The 13,494-nt window shown below is 60.8% G+C and carries 10 protein-coding genes; 7 read left to right on the top strand and 3 right to left on the bottom strand.

What is annotated here, in order from left to right; translation table 11 throughout:
* Positions 1 to 307 precede the first annotated feature (307 nt).
* The 4 genes from K5E37_RS12905 (at position 308) to K5E37_RS12890 (ending at position 8,298) form a co-directional block, all read left to right on the top strand.
* Positions 308 to 1,306, top strand: a complete 999-nt coding sequence (locus K5E37_RS12905; protein WP_085606215.1) for an AraC family transcriptional regulator — start codon at positions 308 to 310, stop codon at positions 1,304 to 1,306.
* 132 nt (positions 1,307 to 1,438) lie between these two features.
* On the top strand, positions 1,439 to 2,464 hold the full coding sequence (locus tag K5E37_RS12900; protein ID WP_221534012.1) for a histone deacetylase family protein: 1,026 nt from the start codon (positions 1,439 to 1,441) through the stop codon (positions 2,462 to 2,464).
* On the top strand, positions 2,461 to 3,561 hold the full coding sequence (locus K5E37_RS12895) for a polyamine ABC transporter substrate-binding protein (RefSeq protein ID WP_221534011.1): 1,101 nt from the start codon (positions 2,461 to 2,463) through the stop codon (positions 3,559 to 3,561). Before K5E37_RS12900 ends, K5E37_RS12895 begins: the two co-directional genes overlap by 4 nt.
* Before the next feature lie 117 nt (positions 3,562 to 3,678).
* Positions 3,679 to 8,298, top strand: a complete 4,620-nt coding sequence (locus tag K5E37_RS12890) for a dermonecrotic toxin domain-containing protein (RefSeq protein ID WP_221534010.1) — start codon at positions 3,679 to 3,681, stop codon at positions 8,296 to 8,298.
* Here K5E37_RS12890 and K5E37_RS12885 read toward each other — a convergent pair.
* The gene (locus K5E37_RS12885) at positions 8,295 to 9,848 is read right to left on the bottom strand and encodes a PLP-dependent aminotransferase family protein (RefSeq protein WP_221534009.1); all 1,554 of its coding nucleotides are present in this window, start codon (positions 9,846 to 9,848) and stop codon (positions 8,295 to 8,297) included. The genes K5E37_RS12890 and K5E37_RS12885 overlap by 4 nt on opposite strands.
* Before the next feature lie 92 nt (positions 9,849 to 9,940).
* Here K5E37_RS12885 and K5E37_RS12880 point away from each other — a divergent pair, with 92 nt between their 5' ends.
* The 3 genes from K5E37_RS12880 to K5E37_RS12870 are packed head-to-tail and all read left to right on the top strand — an operon-like array spanning position 9,941 to position 11,705.
* On the top strand, positions 9,941 to 10,564 hold the full coding sequence (locus K5E37_RS12880; RefSeq protein WP_085606223.1) for an FMN-binding negative transcriptional regulator: 624 nt from the start codon (positions 9,941 to 9,943) through the stop codon (positions 10,562 to 10,564).
* Between the two features lie 10 nt (positions 10,565 to 10,574).
* Complete coding sequence (locus K5E37_RS12875; protein ID WP_221534008.1) at positions 10,575 to 11,021, top strand: GNAT family N-acetyltransferase; 447 nt, start codon at positions 10,575 to 10,577, stop codon at positions 11,019 to 11,021.
* A 12-nt stretch (positions 11,022 to 11,033) separates the two neighbouring features.
* A complete protein-coding gene (locus K5E37_RS12870; protein ID WP_085606225.1) occupies positions 11,034 to 11,705 on the top strand; it encodes a GNAT family N-acetyltransferase in 672 nt (223 codons plus the stop codon).
* A gap of 30 nt (positions 11,706 to 11,735) precedes the next feature.
* Here K5E37_RS12870 and K5E37_RS12865 read toward each other — a convergent pair whose 3' ends face one another.
* Together K5E37_RS12865 and K5E37_RS12860 are read right to left on the bottom strand one after the other, a co-directional pair.
* Entirely contained in the window at positions 11,736 to 12,014 is a 279-nt protein-coding gene (locus tag K5E37_RS12865; RefSeq protein ID WP_064379753.1) for a helix-turn-helix domain-containing protein, read from the bottom strand.
* The gene (locus K5E37_RS12860; protein ID WP_221534007.1) at positions 12,011 to 13,363 is read right to left on the bottom strand and encodes a HipA domain-containing protein; all 1,353 of its coding nucleotides are present in this window, start codon (positions 13,361 to 13,363) and stop codon (positions 12,011 to 12,013) included. Before K5E37_RS12860 ends, K5E37_RS12865 begins: the two co-directional genes overlap by 4 nt.
* Between the last annotated feature and the right edge of the window lie 131 nt (positions 13,364 to 13,494).

Raw genomic sequence — 13,494 nt, 5'->3', positions numbered from 1 at the left:
GAATTAGAATTCGCCAGCAATTCGAAAGTAGCTAAAACAGCCTCAGAGTCAAGAAAAAACCCTAAAAAAACCAAATAACTTTATTCACATACAAAAACACGACCAACGGTTAACTCTCCTGTCAAAACCTGCAACTTCTGACAGTGGCGGCTTTAAAATATCAACATTATTCTATTCAGGCGCCTGCCTGAATTCTCGAACTAACCCACTTCTATTATTCAAATTTCATATTATCGAAAGTCCTTCTTGAATATTTTACGGCACATAACTTGCTAAAAAATCATCACATCCAGACTGGACGTTCCCAATGCTCCACTCCCACCTCACCACCCTCAACGCCGTCTCCCTGGTGCTCAACACCTTCAGGGATCAGGGCCTGTCCAGCGAAGCACTGCTGGCCGGCAGCGGCATCAGCGCGGCGGATCTGAGCCGGGCCGATACGCGCATAACCACCAACCAGGAGATGCAGGTCTGCGCCAACGCCGTCGCGCTCAAGCATGACATTGGCCTGGAACTGGGCCGGCGCATGCACGTTTCCTGCTACGGCATCCTCGGTTACGCGCTACTGACCTGTGCCACCTTCGGTGACGCTTTGCGGCTGGCGATCCGTTATCCGGCGCTGCTGGGAACACTTTTCGAACTGAGCCTGGAAGACGACGGCGAGCGTGTCTGGTTCGTCGCCGCCGATTATCGCGAGAGCCCGGCGATGGCGGTGTTCAACGCGGAGTTCTGTCTGGTGTCGCTGAAAGTCATCTGCGATGACCTGCTCGGCCATCCGCTACCGCTGCTCGCCACCCGCTTCGAGCACACCGCGCCAGACTATCGCGACAGCTACGCCGAACACTTCAAGGCGCCGCTGCACTTCGGCGCCAAGGACAACGCCTTCGCCTTCGACCGGCGCTGGCTCGACCAGCCGCTGCCGCTGGCCGACATCATCACCCACCAGGCCATGGCCGAACGCTGCCGCAAACAGAACACCGAGTTCACCGGCCGCCAGGCGTGGCTGGGGCGGATCCGACAGTTGCTCAGCGCGCAACTCAACGCCGCGCCGGGGCTGGAAGGTCTGGCACAGCAGATGAACTGCTCGCCGCGCACCTTGCGCCGGCATCTGAAGGACATGGGCTGCAGTTATCAGGAGCTGCTCGACGAACTGCGTTTCGAGCGGGCCAAGCAGATGCTTTGCGAGGATCAGTTGCCGATCTACCGCATCGCCGAAACCCTCGGCTTCAGCGAGACCGCGAGCTTCCGCCATGCCTTCGTACGCTGGAGCGGCGTGGCACCGAGTCAGTTCCGGCCACACGGTTAAACCGTCGAGGGGCGATATCAGGTCAGCATTTTTGGCCACATCGATCCCCTTTTGGCCTCTCTGGCCGTTCTCCGATTCGCCCCGCGCCGCAACACTGGAGCCAACCGAATCAGCCCCTGCGGAGAACAACAAATGCTGACGATCTACTCTGACGATCACCACCTGCACCATGGCCGCTGCGAATTGATCGACGGGCAACTCAAGCCCTGCTTCGAGATGCCGTCACGCGCCGACCACGTGCTGCAACGGGTGAAAAACCAAAACCTCGGCCCGGTCGAGGCGCCGAAGGATTTCGGCCTCGGGCCGATCGAGCGCATCCACAGCCGCGACTACCTCGACTTTTTCAAAGGCGCCTGGGCGCGCTGGACCGAATTCAACACCGACGGCGATTTGCTGCCCTACACCTGGCCGGCGCGCACCTTGCGTCAGGTCAAACCGGCCAGCCTGCACGGCCAGCTCGGCTATTACAGCTTCGACGGCGGCGCACCGATCACCGCCGGCACCTGGCAAGCGGCCTACAGCGCGGCGCAAGTGGCGCTGACCGCACAAGCGGAAATCCAGCGTGGCGCCCCTGGTGCCTTCGCCCTGTGCCGTCCACCGGGACACCACGCTGCCGGCGATTTGATGGGCGGTTATTGCTACCTCAACAACGCCGCCATCGCTGCGCAGGCGTTCCTCGATCAGGGCCACAAGAAGGTCGCGATCCTCGACGTCGACTACCACCACGGCAACGGCACCCAATCGATTTTCTACGAGCGCAGCGATGTGCTGTTCACCTCGATCCACGGCCATCCGGAAGCGGAATTCCCGTTCTTCCTCGGCTACGAAGACGAACGCGGCGAAGGTGCCGGTGAAGGCTTCAACTTCAACTATCCACTGCCGGCCGGTTCCGGCTGGGATGTCTGGAGCGCGGCGCTGGATCAGGCCTGCCAGGAGATCGATAACTACGGCGCCGACATCATCGTCGTGTCGCTGGGCGTCGACACCTTCAAGGACGACCCGATCTCGCAGTTCAAGCTCGACAGCCCGGATTACCTGGCGATGGGCAAGCGCATCGCGGCTCTCGGCAAACCGACCCTGTTCGTCATGGAAGGTGGCTACGCGGTGGAAGAAATCGGCATCAACGCGGTGAACGTGCTCGAAGGTTTCGAACAATGAGCAGACTCAAGCACTTCATCGCGCCGGCGTTGTGCGCGGCGCTGCTGAGCGGCGCCGCGCACGCGGAAGAACGCACCCTGCGCGTCTACAACTGGTTCGACTACATCACTCCCAAGGCACTGGAAGATTTCAAGGCGCAGAACAGCCAGACCAGACTGGTCTACGACATCTTCGACACTAACGAAGCACTGGAGGCCAAGCTGCTGACCGGCAACTCCGGCTATGACGTGGTGGTGCCGTCCAACGTCTTCCTCGCCAAGCAGATCGAGGCCGGGGTATTCCAGCCGCTGGATCGCAGCCAGTTGCCGAACTGGAACCACCTCGACCCGAAACTGATGAAGCTGATCGAAGCCAACGATCCGGGCAACAAATTCGCCGTGCCCTACATGTACGGCACCATCCTGATCGGCTTCAACCCGGCCAAGGTCAAGGCCGCGCTGGGCGACAACGCGCCGGTGGACAGTTGGGACCTGATCTTCAAGGAAGAGAACATCAGCAAGCTCAAGCAATGCGGTGTGGCCCTGCTCGATTCGCCGTCGGAGATCCTGCCGCTGGCCCTGCAACACCTCGGCCTGGATCCCAACAGCAAGAACCCGGCGGACTACGCCAAGGCTGAAGCGCTGCTGATGAAGATTCGCCCGTACGTGACCTACTTCCATTCGTCCAAGTACATGGCCGATATCGCCAACGGCGACATCTGCGTTGCGGTCGGTTATTCGGGCAGCTTCTCGCAGGCCGCCAACCGCGCCAAAGAGGCGAAGAATGGCGTGGTGGTCGACATGCGCCTGCCGAAGGAAGGTGCGCCGATCTGGTTCGACATGCTCGCGATCCCGAAAGGCGCGAAGAACCCGCAGGACGCCTACACCTTCATCAACTACCTGCTGCAACCGCAGGTGATTGCGCCGGTCAGCGATTTTGTCGGTTACCCGAACCCGAACAAGGACGCCACCGAACTGGTCGACCCGGCGATTCGCAACAACCCGAATCTGTACCCGACCGATGCGGCGATGAACACGCTCTACACCCTGCAACCGCTGCCGCGCGATGCGGAACGGGCGCGGACCCGGGCGTGGACCAAGATCAAGTCCGGTACCTGAAACCTGACAACCTGAACAGACCCGCACTCGCGGGTCTTTTTTTGCCTGCAAGATCTATGTACCGCATCGCGCCGTGGCCGGGATTTTAGTGTCCGGGTTTTCCCCGTGGACATGACCATGACTGAATCTGCCACCACTGCTGCACCCAGTGCTTCCCCTCTCCTGCTGAAACAGAGTCGACTGGTCGAGCTGATCGGCCAGGGCTACTCGATGCATCAAGTCGCCTCGGCGTTGTTGCGCGAAGCGCTGAGCAAAAGCTATCCCGAGCAACACCTCGATCCGGATCGCACCCAGCTCGCGACGCCCCTGCGTGAATCGGACGCCGCCCGGAACGCTGCCAGGGTCTTTACCTTCGAATCACTGACCCACGCCTTTATCCAGCATTGCCTGCACAAGACCACCGCCGACTACATCGAAGGCGAACACTTCCTGACCCGTACACCCGAAGCGATCCCGCCGATACTGCTGCCGGTAAGCATGGATGACATCACTTCGCTGGTGAACGACCTCGCACCGTTTCTGTTCCTCGAATACCAGCAGCGCCAACTCGATTACTGGAATGAATCCGCCAATCGCCAGCCACGCTGGCAAGAGCTGTCGGATCTGCTGTGTTCGGCTGCGAATGTGCAGTCGGCCAACGGCTGGGACGCCGACGAATGTGCATTGGCGCAATTTGTCGCGCAGCATCCCGACCGCAAACAACGCTCGACCGTGAATAGCGATTACATCGGGCTCAAGGCCTGCCTGATGGACATCGACCTGGTCGAAGACGAGGACAGCGCACACCTGCTCATTGCCGGTGCGCTGGTGCTGACCGCCACCGTCAAACAGCGGCAGCGTGTGTTGATGTACACCGTTGCCGATGGCTATGAGTCATTCGAATCGCTGACCAGGCTGGGCGAAACGCTCCCGCAGCGGATCGCCCCGGAGTTGTCCGACCGCTCTTTGAAATGGCGCCTGATCGAGCCTGAAGGAAACGTCTTCGATGCCGTCGCACAGGCGCTGATCAGCAACCAGCTCAGCGCCATCGAAGCACTGGATCCCGCCAGCCAGTCGATCAGTGCGCACGCCAGTTCCGGGCGACAAAGCCACGGGCATTTCAGTTCGCGTGAACGAGCCCGGCTCGACCAGCTGGAGGAGGCCATTCCCGACTGGTTGCAAGACGGCTCTGTCCATGACCAGCAAGACTACAGTCGCTACATTGCCGAGCTCGCAAACTTGCGCAACGACGCCGAGACCGGCGTATTCAAGGACGACGACTTCCCTCTGCTCAAGCCCTACGCCGAACGCCGCATGCGCGAAGCAATCATCGCCGACAAACGTGCCGAGGGCGCTGCCGACCTGCCGTTGGAACACCTGCGTATCAGCGTGACCAACAGCTTCGAAACCGGTGGCTTCACCCTGCCCAATCCATTTGACCGGTTAACCGAGACCCTGGGCGAATTCGCCCTGCAAAATGCCCCGCCCTATCAGGCCACGATCGCTTTCGACAATGGCCGAGCCGTACCGGCCTGGCTGACCGTGGACTTCCTGACCGCCATCGCGGAGAAGGTCGATATCGGCGGTCATTACCCGCAACTGATCAAACGCGCTCTGATCGATGACCCGATCCGCTCGGCTGCGCACAAGACCCACTACCTGAGCCAATTGCCGACGCTCCTGCCGATGCTCGCGCTGGAGTGCAAACTCAAGCACCGGGGCGGCGTCGATGAACGCGGTTATGCCTACGTCTGCCAACTGATGGATGCCATCAGCCGCAAACTGCCCACAGGCGAACATCCGGTGACCATCCGGCCACTGGCGTTTGTCCCTCGCCGCCGCTTGAGCCGGCGTTCGGACACGGTCGCCAACATGTTCATCATCTGTCCGCGAGACCACACTCAAGGTCCCTGCCTGTTGTACCGGCCACTGCTGGACACGCCGCTGACGCAGTTCGCCTCTTTGCAGAACCTGATGTATGCGCTGTATCAGGCCGGCGAATTGCGTAACTCGGTACTGGCCTGGCTGGGCAGCGCCGCACTGAGTTTTGAATACTCGCAATACGCCTTTCCGGTCGGCCTGCCCTCGCCATGGATCGTCACGCAACTGGCCACCGAACCGTTCATGCACCTGGACCTGACCGGTCCGCTCGAACTGGAGAACGCGCCCCTCGAAGGCGACATCCTCGCCGCGTTATACGCGGCAAACAGCCAGGCATTGGTGGAACTCGCGAACCGCCAGTCGCAATCCAACAGTGAGCGACGCTGGGCACTTCTCGCCGACAGCGGCTGGGCGATCTTCAGCGTTGCCGCGAACTTCATGAGCGGAGCGGCGGGCACCGCCGTCTGGGTCTGGCAGACCATCACGCAGATCCAGCAGGCGCTCGATGCCCATGACCGCGACGACACTCTGGTGACCTGGCAATCCACCGCCGATGTCCTGCTGACGCTCGGCATTATCCTGACCCAACACGTCGTGGCGCGACGCAAACGTTCATGGCTGCCGCGCCTGAGCGAGCCGTACGAGGCTGGCGAACGGCTGCCGGATAACGAGGCGTCAACCGGTTTCCCGCCATCCACCCTCGAGGTCCCACCGTCCGTCACACTGGATCCGCTGACCACCACCGGCGACGTGCCTGTCGGGCATCTCACTCAACTGGCACCTGACACGTTGCTGCGACCGGACTCCAGCGCACGGTTCATTGCAATGCTCGACCGTTTCAAGATCGCCACACCTGACTTGAGCGGCAAACGAGCCTCACCGGTCACTCACCTGTACACCCTCAAGGGCAAGACCTGCGCTCAAGTCGGCACGCGCTGGTTTCAAGTGCTCGCCCCGGCAGACGAGCCGGTTCACATCGTCGATCCGGCCGATCCACAACGAATCGGCATGGCACTGAAATACGACGAGACTGCCGAAAAATGGCACTGGGATCCGAAACTGCGCTTGCGCGGCGGCATGCCGAAAAGCCGGATCGAGGCATTCCGCCGTTCCAAAAAAAAGGCCATGGACGACGCCTGGGCGAAGCTGGAACAATTCGAAGCACGGGAAACCGAAGCGAAAACACAACTGCTGCGTGCGCTGGTAGCTCTTCCACGGGACACCAGCGAAGCGGGATTCGAGGTCTCCGCAGCCACTTATCTGGACCGGGCCACAAAGTTGGGCAACGACTACACCCAGGCTCTGGCCCAGCTGGAAATCTGGCGCGAGGCCGGGGGCGGTGGCTCGGTCCACCAGGCCAAGCTGATGAGCCTGACCCTGGGTCAGCACCGCTGCTTCGGCTCGTGGCTGCGGGTCAAAATGCGCATGTACGCGAAGGCCACACAGATATTCGTCGACAGCGCGACTCACCAGACACCGGTACCGCGCAAACGCCAGATCGATATCGCCACCGCTGCCACGGCGTTGAGCGACGAGATGATTGCCAACCTGCAGACACTGGACCGCTCACTGCAAATCCTGAACAGCCACTCCGCCAAGGCCAGAGAAGTGGCCACACGGCTGGAGTTGCTACTGCCGGACTTCAGCCCGCTCGATCTCAAGGCCAATGAAATCGGCATGTCCTACGAACGCTGTGTCGTGGAACAGCCGGGGGCGGCCATGAATGCCGCTCGCGTCGCTATCGGGATCATTACGGCCACGGCTGCCGACGCCAGTCATGAGCTGATTCAGCTGAGCAAAGCAGCGGTGACCGCCGACGGACAGCCGGCCCGTATCGAGCGTTTGTCGCAGTGGAACGACCTGTTCGCCAGCCTCGGCGAACAGGTGGAACAGTTGCCTGCCGCCCATCCGGGCCAATTCGTCCAGGCCCGGCTCGACAGGGTGCGCGAGCTGATCGGCGAATTCCACGCGGTAGCTCGCGAACGCCTGACCACGGAGCTACCTGAACCGGAGGAACGATCGGCACCCGCCAGGTCCCAGGCGCAGCCCTCTGCATCGCAGCCCAAAGTGAAGGTCTCCAAGAGCCGTCCACGCCCCGAGGTGGATGAGCAGGCTGCCCCTGCACCGGACAGCAACTCCGGCACAGAGGCCGCGTTCGTCAAACTTTCCACGCAACGGCCCGAACCGAAGGTGCCCACGGATGACGAGGACCTCCTTTCATCGGCCATGCAACTTGAAGCGAACATCTACAGCTTCAACAGAAAGACCCGCGAGGACGCCAAGCGGCCAGGGCGCATTCCCGCAGACATCCGCGACATGTTCGAGCAGCAAGTCGAACGACTCAAGCAAGCGGCCAGCGACGTCGACGAGGCGATTGTCCGAAGAAAAAGCGCGAAGAAGGATCCATGGCCCGTCGCCTCCCTCAGCGCCAATCTGCGCGAAGGCGCAACCCGCACCCGCGCTGAAGGAATCGAGACCTACGCGGCCATGCTGAAACAACGCAAACCCCGGGAAACCTATTTCCACTGGCTGCACGACAATGCGCAGGTCGAGGTGATCAAGGACCCGCGCGGCCGTATCCGCACCCGACATCGCGGGGACTTTTTTCAGGAGTACCGGATTCTCGACAAGACCAACGCCGACAAGCCGCTGTGGGTGGCGCACTTTCACTATGACCAGCTCAAGGATGCGGATGAGCTGTACACCATCGCCCACCTGAAATTTTCCGATGCCTATCTGCAGACGCTCGATGACAAGACCCGTCAGGCACTGAATACCTTCGATGCCGTCGACAATGCACTACGGCGCATCGTCGATCCGCAGGTGCGCGATCTGTTCCTCAAACCAGAGCCAGAGGAGCGACCGAAAGACCATTAACGGCACCAGACCTCACGCAAACGGGCCAGAGCCGACTCGATCGCCGGCTCCGGCACCGCCGCAAACCCCAGCACCAGACCGGCGCGCTGATCGATTGGGGTCGTTGAGTCCGGCAGCCAATACTTGCTCAAGCCGTGGACTTCCACTTCCACGCTGGCGGCCTGTTCGATCAATTGCTGCTCACGGGCCACGCTGTCGACCGCCACGGTGAGATGCAGTCCGGCCGACACCGCCGGCAGTTCACCCACACCCGCCAATCCGTGTGGCCATCCGTTGATCAGGGCGTTACGCCGGCTCAGGGCTGCCCGACGCATCCGCCGGATGTGTCGCTGGAAGTGCCCGGCCGCCATGAACTCGGCCATCACCGCCTGAGTGCTCACTTCGGAATGCCGGACATCTACCGCGCGCCGCTGCGCAAAGGCTTCCACCAGCCCCGGCGGCAACACCAGGTAACCCAGACGCAGCGCCGGGAACGCGACTTTGCCGAAAGTGCCGACGTACAGCACGCGACCCTGGCGGTCGAGCGCAGCCAGCGGCGCCAGGGGCGCGCCGGTGTAGCGATACTCGCCGTCGTAGTCGTCCTCGACGATCCAGCCGCCGGTGCGCTCGGCCCAGGCCAGCAGTTCGAGGCGTCGCGCCAGGCTCATCACCACCCCGGTCGGGTATTGATGAGACGGCGTGACATAAGCCACCCGACAATCTTCGGCGGCCGCCAGTGCCGCGCAGTCGATGCCCTCTTCGTCCACGGCAATGCCGCGCAATCGACCGCCGGCCAAGGCGAACGCATGACCCGCTGCGCGATAGCCGGGATTCTCGATGCCCACGCCGGCGCCCGGCTCCACCAGCAACTGTGCACAAAGGCTGATTCCCTGTTGCGCGCCACTAGTGATCACAATTTGCTCAGCCGAGCACTGCATGCCGCGCGAACTGCGTAAATAAGCGGCAATCAGACCGCGCAGGCGCGCATCGCCCGCCGGGTCGCCGTAGCACAGTTGCTGCAAATCGGGTTTGCGCCAGAACGCCGCGTTCAGCTTGGCCCAGACGTCGAACGGGAACAGATCGAATGCCGGAACACCGACCCGGAATGCTCGCGGCGGACCGCTCGGTGGCGTCGGTAAATGGTTCTGCTCAAGCCGCTGCAATGCACCGCTGTGGATAACTTTGCTGGATAAATTCCCAGTGGAATTGGCCAAAATTGTGGATAAGGCTGTGGGTAAGCCTGTTGAAAACCCTGTGGATACTTTTGTGGATAATTTTTTCGCCGGTGTCGCCGATTGCGGCAACTGCGCCACATAAGTGCCGTCCCCGACCCGGCCTTCGATGAAACCTTCGGCATACAGCTGATCGTAGGCACGCACCACACTGTTGCGGGAAATCCCCAGCGCTGCCGCCAGATCGCGACTGGCCGGCAGGCGCGTGCCGCTGGCCAGGCGTCCGTCGAGCACCCGCAGGCGCAAGGTCTGGTAGAGCTGACGGCTCAGACCTTTGCGGCGGTCGAGCTCGATACCCGCAGGGTTGAACGGCAGCGACAGCGTGGTCGAATCGGGCATGACAATGGACCTATGAAATTGGTCATCAATGGCTCTTACAACAGACCAATAGCCTGCCTACGATGCAGGCATTCGCCAAGGAAATTTTCTCCATGTACACGCCCCGCGCCTTTGCCATCGACGACTTGTCCCAACTGCACGAACTGATCCTCGCCACCCGCCTCGCCATCCTGGTGACCCACGGTGAACAAGGCTTGCAAGCCAGTCATGTGCCGGTGTTGCTGCATCGCGAACAAGGTCCGAACGGCACGCTGTACGGGCACCTGGCCAAGGCCAATCCGCAATGGAAAGACCTGCGCGACGGCGCCGAGGCCATGCTGATCTTCCCCGGTGCCGATGCCTACGTCAGCCCGGGCTTTTACCCGAGCAAGGCCGAGCACGGCAAAGTCGTGCCGACCTGGAATTACGTCGCCGTACACGCCTACGGACACGCCGAAACCTTCAGCGATGGCGGCCGTCTGCTGGACATCGTCAGCACCCTCACCAATCGCCATGAGGCCGGCCGCGCCCAGCCCTGGTCGGTCGACGATGCTCCGCCCGATTACATCGACGGCATGCTCAAGGCCATCGTCGGGTTTGCCATTCCGATCGACCGGCTCGAAGGCAAGCGCAAGCTCAGCCAGAACCGCAGCGCCGAAGATATCGCCGGCGTGCGCGAAGGCCTGGCCGCCAGCCCCGACATCAACGATCAAACCCTCGCTCAATTGATGCGTTAAGGAAATCACCATGAGTCAGATCGACATCCGTCCGGTCAGCGCCGCCGATCACGCCGCCTGGCTGCCGCTGTGGCAGGCCTACCTGCGCTTCTACAACACTGAATTGCCGGACGCCGTCAGCCAGAGCACCTGGCAGCGCTTTCTCGACCCGAACGAACCGACCCACGCCGTCCTCGCCTGGGCCGACGGCAAAGCGGTGGGCATGGTGCATTTCATCTACCATCGTTCGAACTGGAGCATCGAAAACTCCTGCTACCTGCAAGACCTGCTGGTGGAGCCGCAAACCCGTGGCACCGGCGTCGGTCGCCTGCTGATCGAACACGTTTACGCCACGGCCAAGGCCGACGGTTGCTGCAAGGTGCACTGGCTGACCCACGAAACCAACGCCACCGCGATCCAGCTCTACGAGCGCATCGCCGAACGCCCGGGTTTCATCCAGTTTCGCAAAGCCATTTAAGGAGCCACGCGCATGACGATTTCTCTCGCTGACTGGAAAGGCGTGCCGCCACCCTCCACCACCCTGATCGAAGGCCGCTTCATCCGCTTGGAAAAGCTCGACCCGGCGCGCCACGGCGACGACCTGTTCAACGCCCTGCAAGGCCCCGGCGCCGACCCGAAACTCTGGGATTACTTGCCCTACGGCCCGTTTCCGGAGCGCAGCGCCTTCAATGACTGGCTGAACAACCATGCCGCCCACAACGATCCGTATTTCTTCAGCGTCATCGACCGCGCCAGCGGCCAGGTGCAAGGCATCCTCAGCCTGATGTCGATCGTCCCGGCTCAGGGCCGCATCGAAATCGGCCACGTCACCTTCGGCGCCCCGATGCAGCGCTCGCCGAAAAGCACTGAGGCGGTCTACCTGCTGGCCAAAGAATCCTTCGCCCTCGGCTACCGTCGCCTCGAATGGAAATGCAACAACGGCAACGCCCGCTCCAAATATGCGGCCGAGCGGTTGGGCTTCAGCTTCGAAGGTGTGTTTCGCCAGCACATGGTGGTCAAAGGCCAGAACCGCGACACCGCGTGGTACTCGATCCTGGACTCGGAATGGCCGGCGATTGCGGCGGGGTTCGAACGCTGGTTGAGCGATGAGAATCAGACGGCGGATGGGCAGGTGAAGGGGTTGGTTGAGTGCCGCGCTTGAAACTCGATCGACACTAAACAGGTTGCGGGTTCAGCTGTTGTTTCGCCGAACCCGAACCACGCCCATTTTCAACCCGAACGGGCGGAACACGGCATTCAGGGATTTCAGTGTCTGATTACCCTCGCCGTGTTCGATGTGCACCAGCGTGCGTACCGAAATCTTGCACATCTTCGCGAACTGGGTCTGATGCAACCCGGTCACCTCCACGCGTAAACGGCGAACGGCTTCACCGATTTCTACGGTTCCTTCAGCCAGCGCTTCTTGAATGCTTTCGATGAGCACGGTTCGCTCCGCGACGGTCATGCTCATTTCAGATCCCACTCTTTCAATCGTTGCTCCAGGTTTTTCAGGTGGACGCCCGGATGATTCATTGTCCGGTCAGGCAAACCGCTGGCGCTCAAAATATCCGGCAACTCGGCCAGGCACTGCGCATCTTCACGCAGGCGCTCGAAAGACTCCGGCGCGTCGGACAACCCTGCCAATGGATCATCCGGATCGGAAATATCCGCCAATGCGCGACAAACCCCTCGCCAATCGACATCTCCCGCCCTCTCCAGCTCTTTTGGCCATTTGGTCGTGCGGGTCACACCTTCGTCATCCATGACCATGGGGGCCAGATCATAAATGGGGGCCAGACGATACGAGCCCTCGTCACGAATGATTGCGGTATTGCGACCGTGGTTGTCCGAGTTGCCAAGAATTTTGTTGATCAGGTCCCGACGTAAATAGTCCGCCACCAGTGCCGGAATCTGATCCGCTTGCCCCGCATTGCGCCAGAGCTCGGCGAGCATGCGAATGACATCCATATGGTTCATCGCACTTCCCGGCGTCGTCACTTCGGCCAGCGAATAAATCGACTCCACGGCAAAACGCTCTACCCCACGGCTCGTCACCTGGCGATCAAAACGCTGCATCCACAAGCTGGGTTTGTTCGCTTCCTCTAATGCCAGACCTTCTGCGGCGACGGTTTCGATACCCAGTGCCTGAAGCGCCTGGTAGTAGTGGAATTCGCTGCGCAGGATGTCTTGATCGGTTTGACTTCCTTTATTCCGGGCGAACTTCACAAACCAGTGCTGATGGACGTTTTCATCATCCAGCACAGCATCGGGGTACAGAAGACCGGCACGATCCTCCGCCAGGAGAATCTTGGGCGCTTCACCTCCGGCCCCTGTCGCCCCACCAATCGCAGCTCCCATTTCATAGGCATACTCAAGAAACCGGTGGTCACGGCTGACGACCTCCTGACGCTGAAAACCGATGGGCTTGCGCTCATCGACAGCCTCGGCCGATTCTTTTATCCGCATGTTGCCGATCGGAGCTGGAGTGCAGCGACCAAGCAGATAAAGATCGGCACTGATGCCTGCAGGTTTCTCCTGCCCCAGACGTGCAAGAAGAAACCTTTTAGCGGCGCCTGCCGGCGCGATGTCATGCACGAATGCAGGCGTGATGGATCGCCGGCCTTCCCAATCAAGGGGAAACAGCGCACTCACGGCCTTGGAAAAAGGGGAGCCGATGGCCTCAATGTTCTCGACCAGATACGCCGACTCGTAGCCAAAGCTGCAGCGGCTTTCGAAGCCTTTTTCGGGCGAGTCGAAACTCAACACCATCGCGTCGTGCCATTTGCCGGCGTCGAATATCTGCAAAGTCAGATTGTGCATGAGGTTCTCATCTGCAATTAAATGCATTGCTGCGGTCGTTTGGTGAACTATAAGTGCAATATAGTGCATTTCAGAAGTTCGAGAGACTCGTTAATCTGCAATAAAGTGCAGATAAGGAAATAAAACCTCGA

Source organism: Pseudomonas sp. RIT778 (genome assembly GCF_019718735.1).
In the GTDB taxonomy this organism is placed as follows: domain Bacteria; phylum Pseudomonadota; class Gammaproteobacteria; order Pseudomonadales; family Pseudomonadaceae; genus Aquipseudomonas; species Aquipseudomonas aphyarum.
Note: the sequence above shows the minus strand (reverse complement) of the source record. Positions and strands in the feature narration are given on the sequence as shown.

Bases quoted from the DNA above. Each gene is read 5' to 3' on its own strand.
- K5E37_RS12905 (WP_085606215.1), top strand. From the start codon at position 308: ATGCTCCACTCCCACCTCACCACCCTCAACGCCGTCTCCCTGGTGCTC.
- K5E37_RS12900 (WP_221534012.1), top strand. From the start codon at position 1,439: ATGCTGACGATCTACTCTGACGATCACCACCTGCACCATGGCCGCTGC.
- K5E37_RS12895 (WP_221534011.1), top strand. From the start codon at position 2,461: ATGAGCAGACTCAAGCACTTCATCGCGCCGGCGTTGTGCGCGGCGCTG.
- K5E37_RS12890 (WP_221534010.1), top strand. From the start codon at position 3,679: ATGACTGAATCTGCCACCACTGCTGCACCCAGTGCTTCCCCTCTCCTG.
- K5E37_RS12885 (WP_221534009.1), bottom strand. From the start codon at position 9,848: ATGCCCGATTCGACCACGCTGTCGCTGCCGTTCAACCCTGCGGGTATC.
- K5E37_RS12880 (WP_085606223.1), top strand. From the start codon at position 9,941: ATGTACACGCCCCGCGCCTTTGCCATCGACGACTTGTCCCAACTGCAC.
- K5E37_RS12875 (WP_221534008.1), top strand. From the start codon at position 10,575: ATGAGTCAGATCGACATCCGTCCGGTCAGCGCCGCCGATCACGCCGCC.
- K5E37_RS12870 (WP_085606225.1), top strand. From the start codon at position 11,034: ATGACGATTTCTCTCGCTGACTGGAAAGGCGTGCCGCCACCCTCCACC.
- K5E37_RS12865 (WP_064379753.1), bottom strand. From the start codon at position 12,014: ATGAGCATGACCGTCGCGGAGCGAACCGTGCTCATCGAAAGCATTCAA.
- K5E37_RS12860 (WP_221534007.1), bottom strand. From the start codon at position 13,363: ATGCACAATCTGACTTTGCAGATATTCGACGCCGGCAAATGGCACGAC.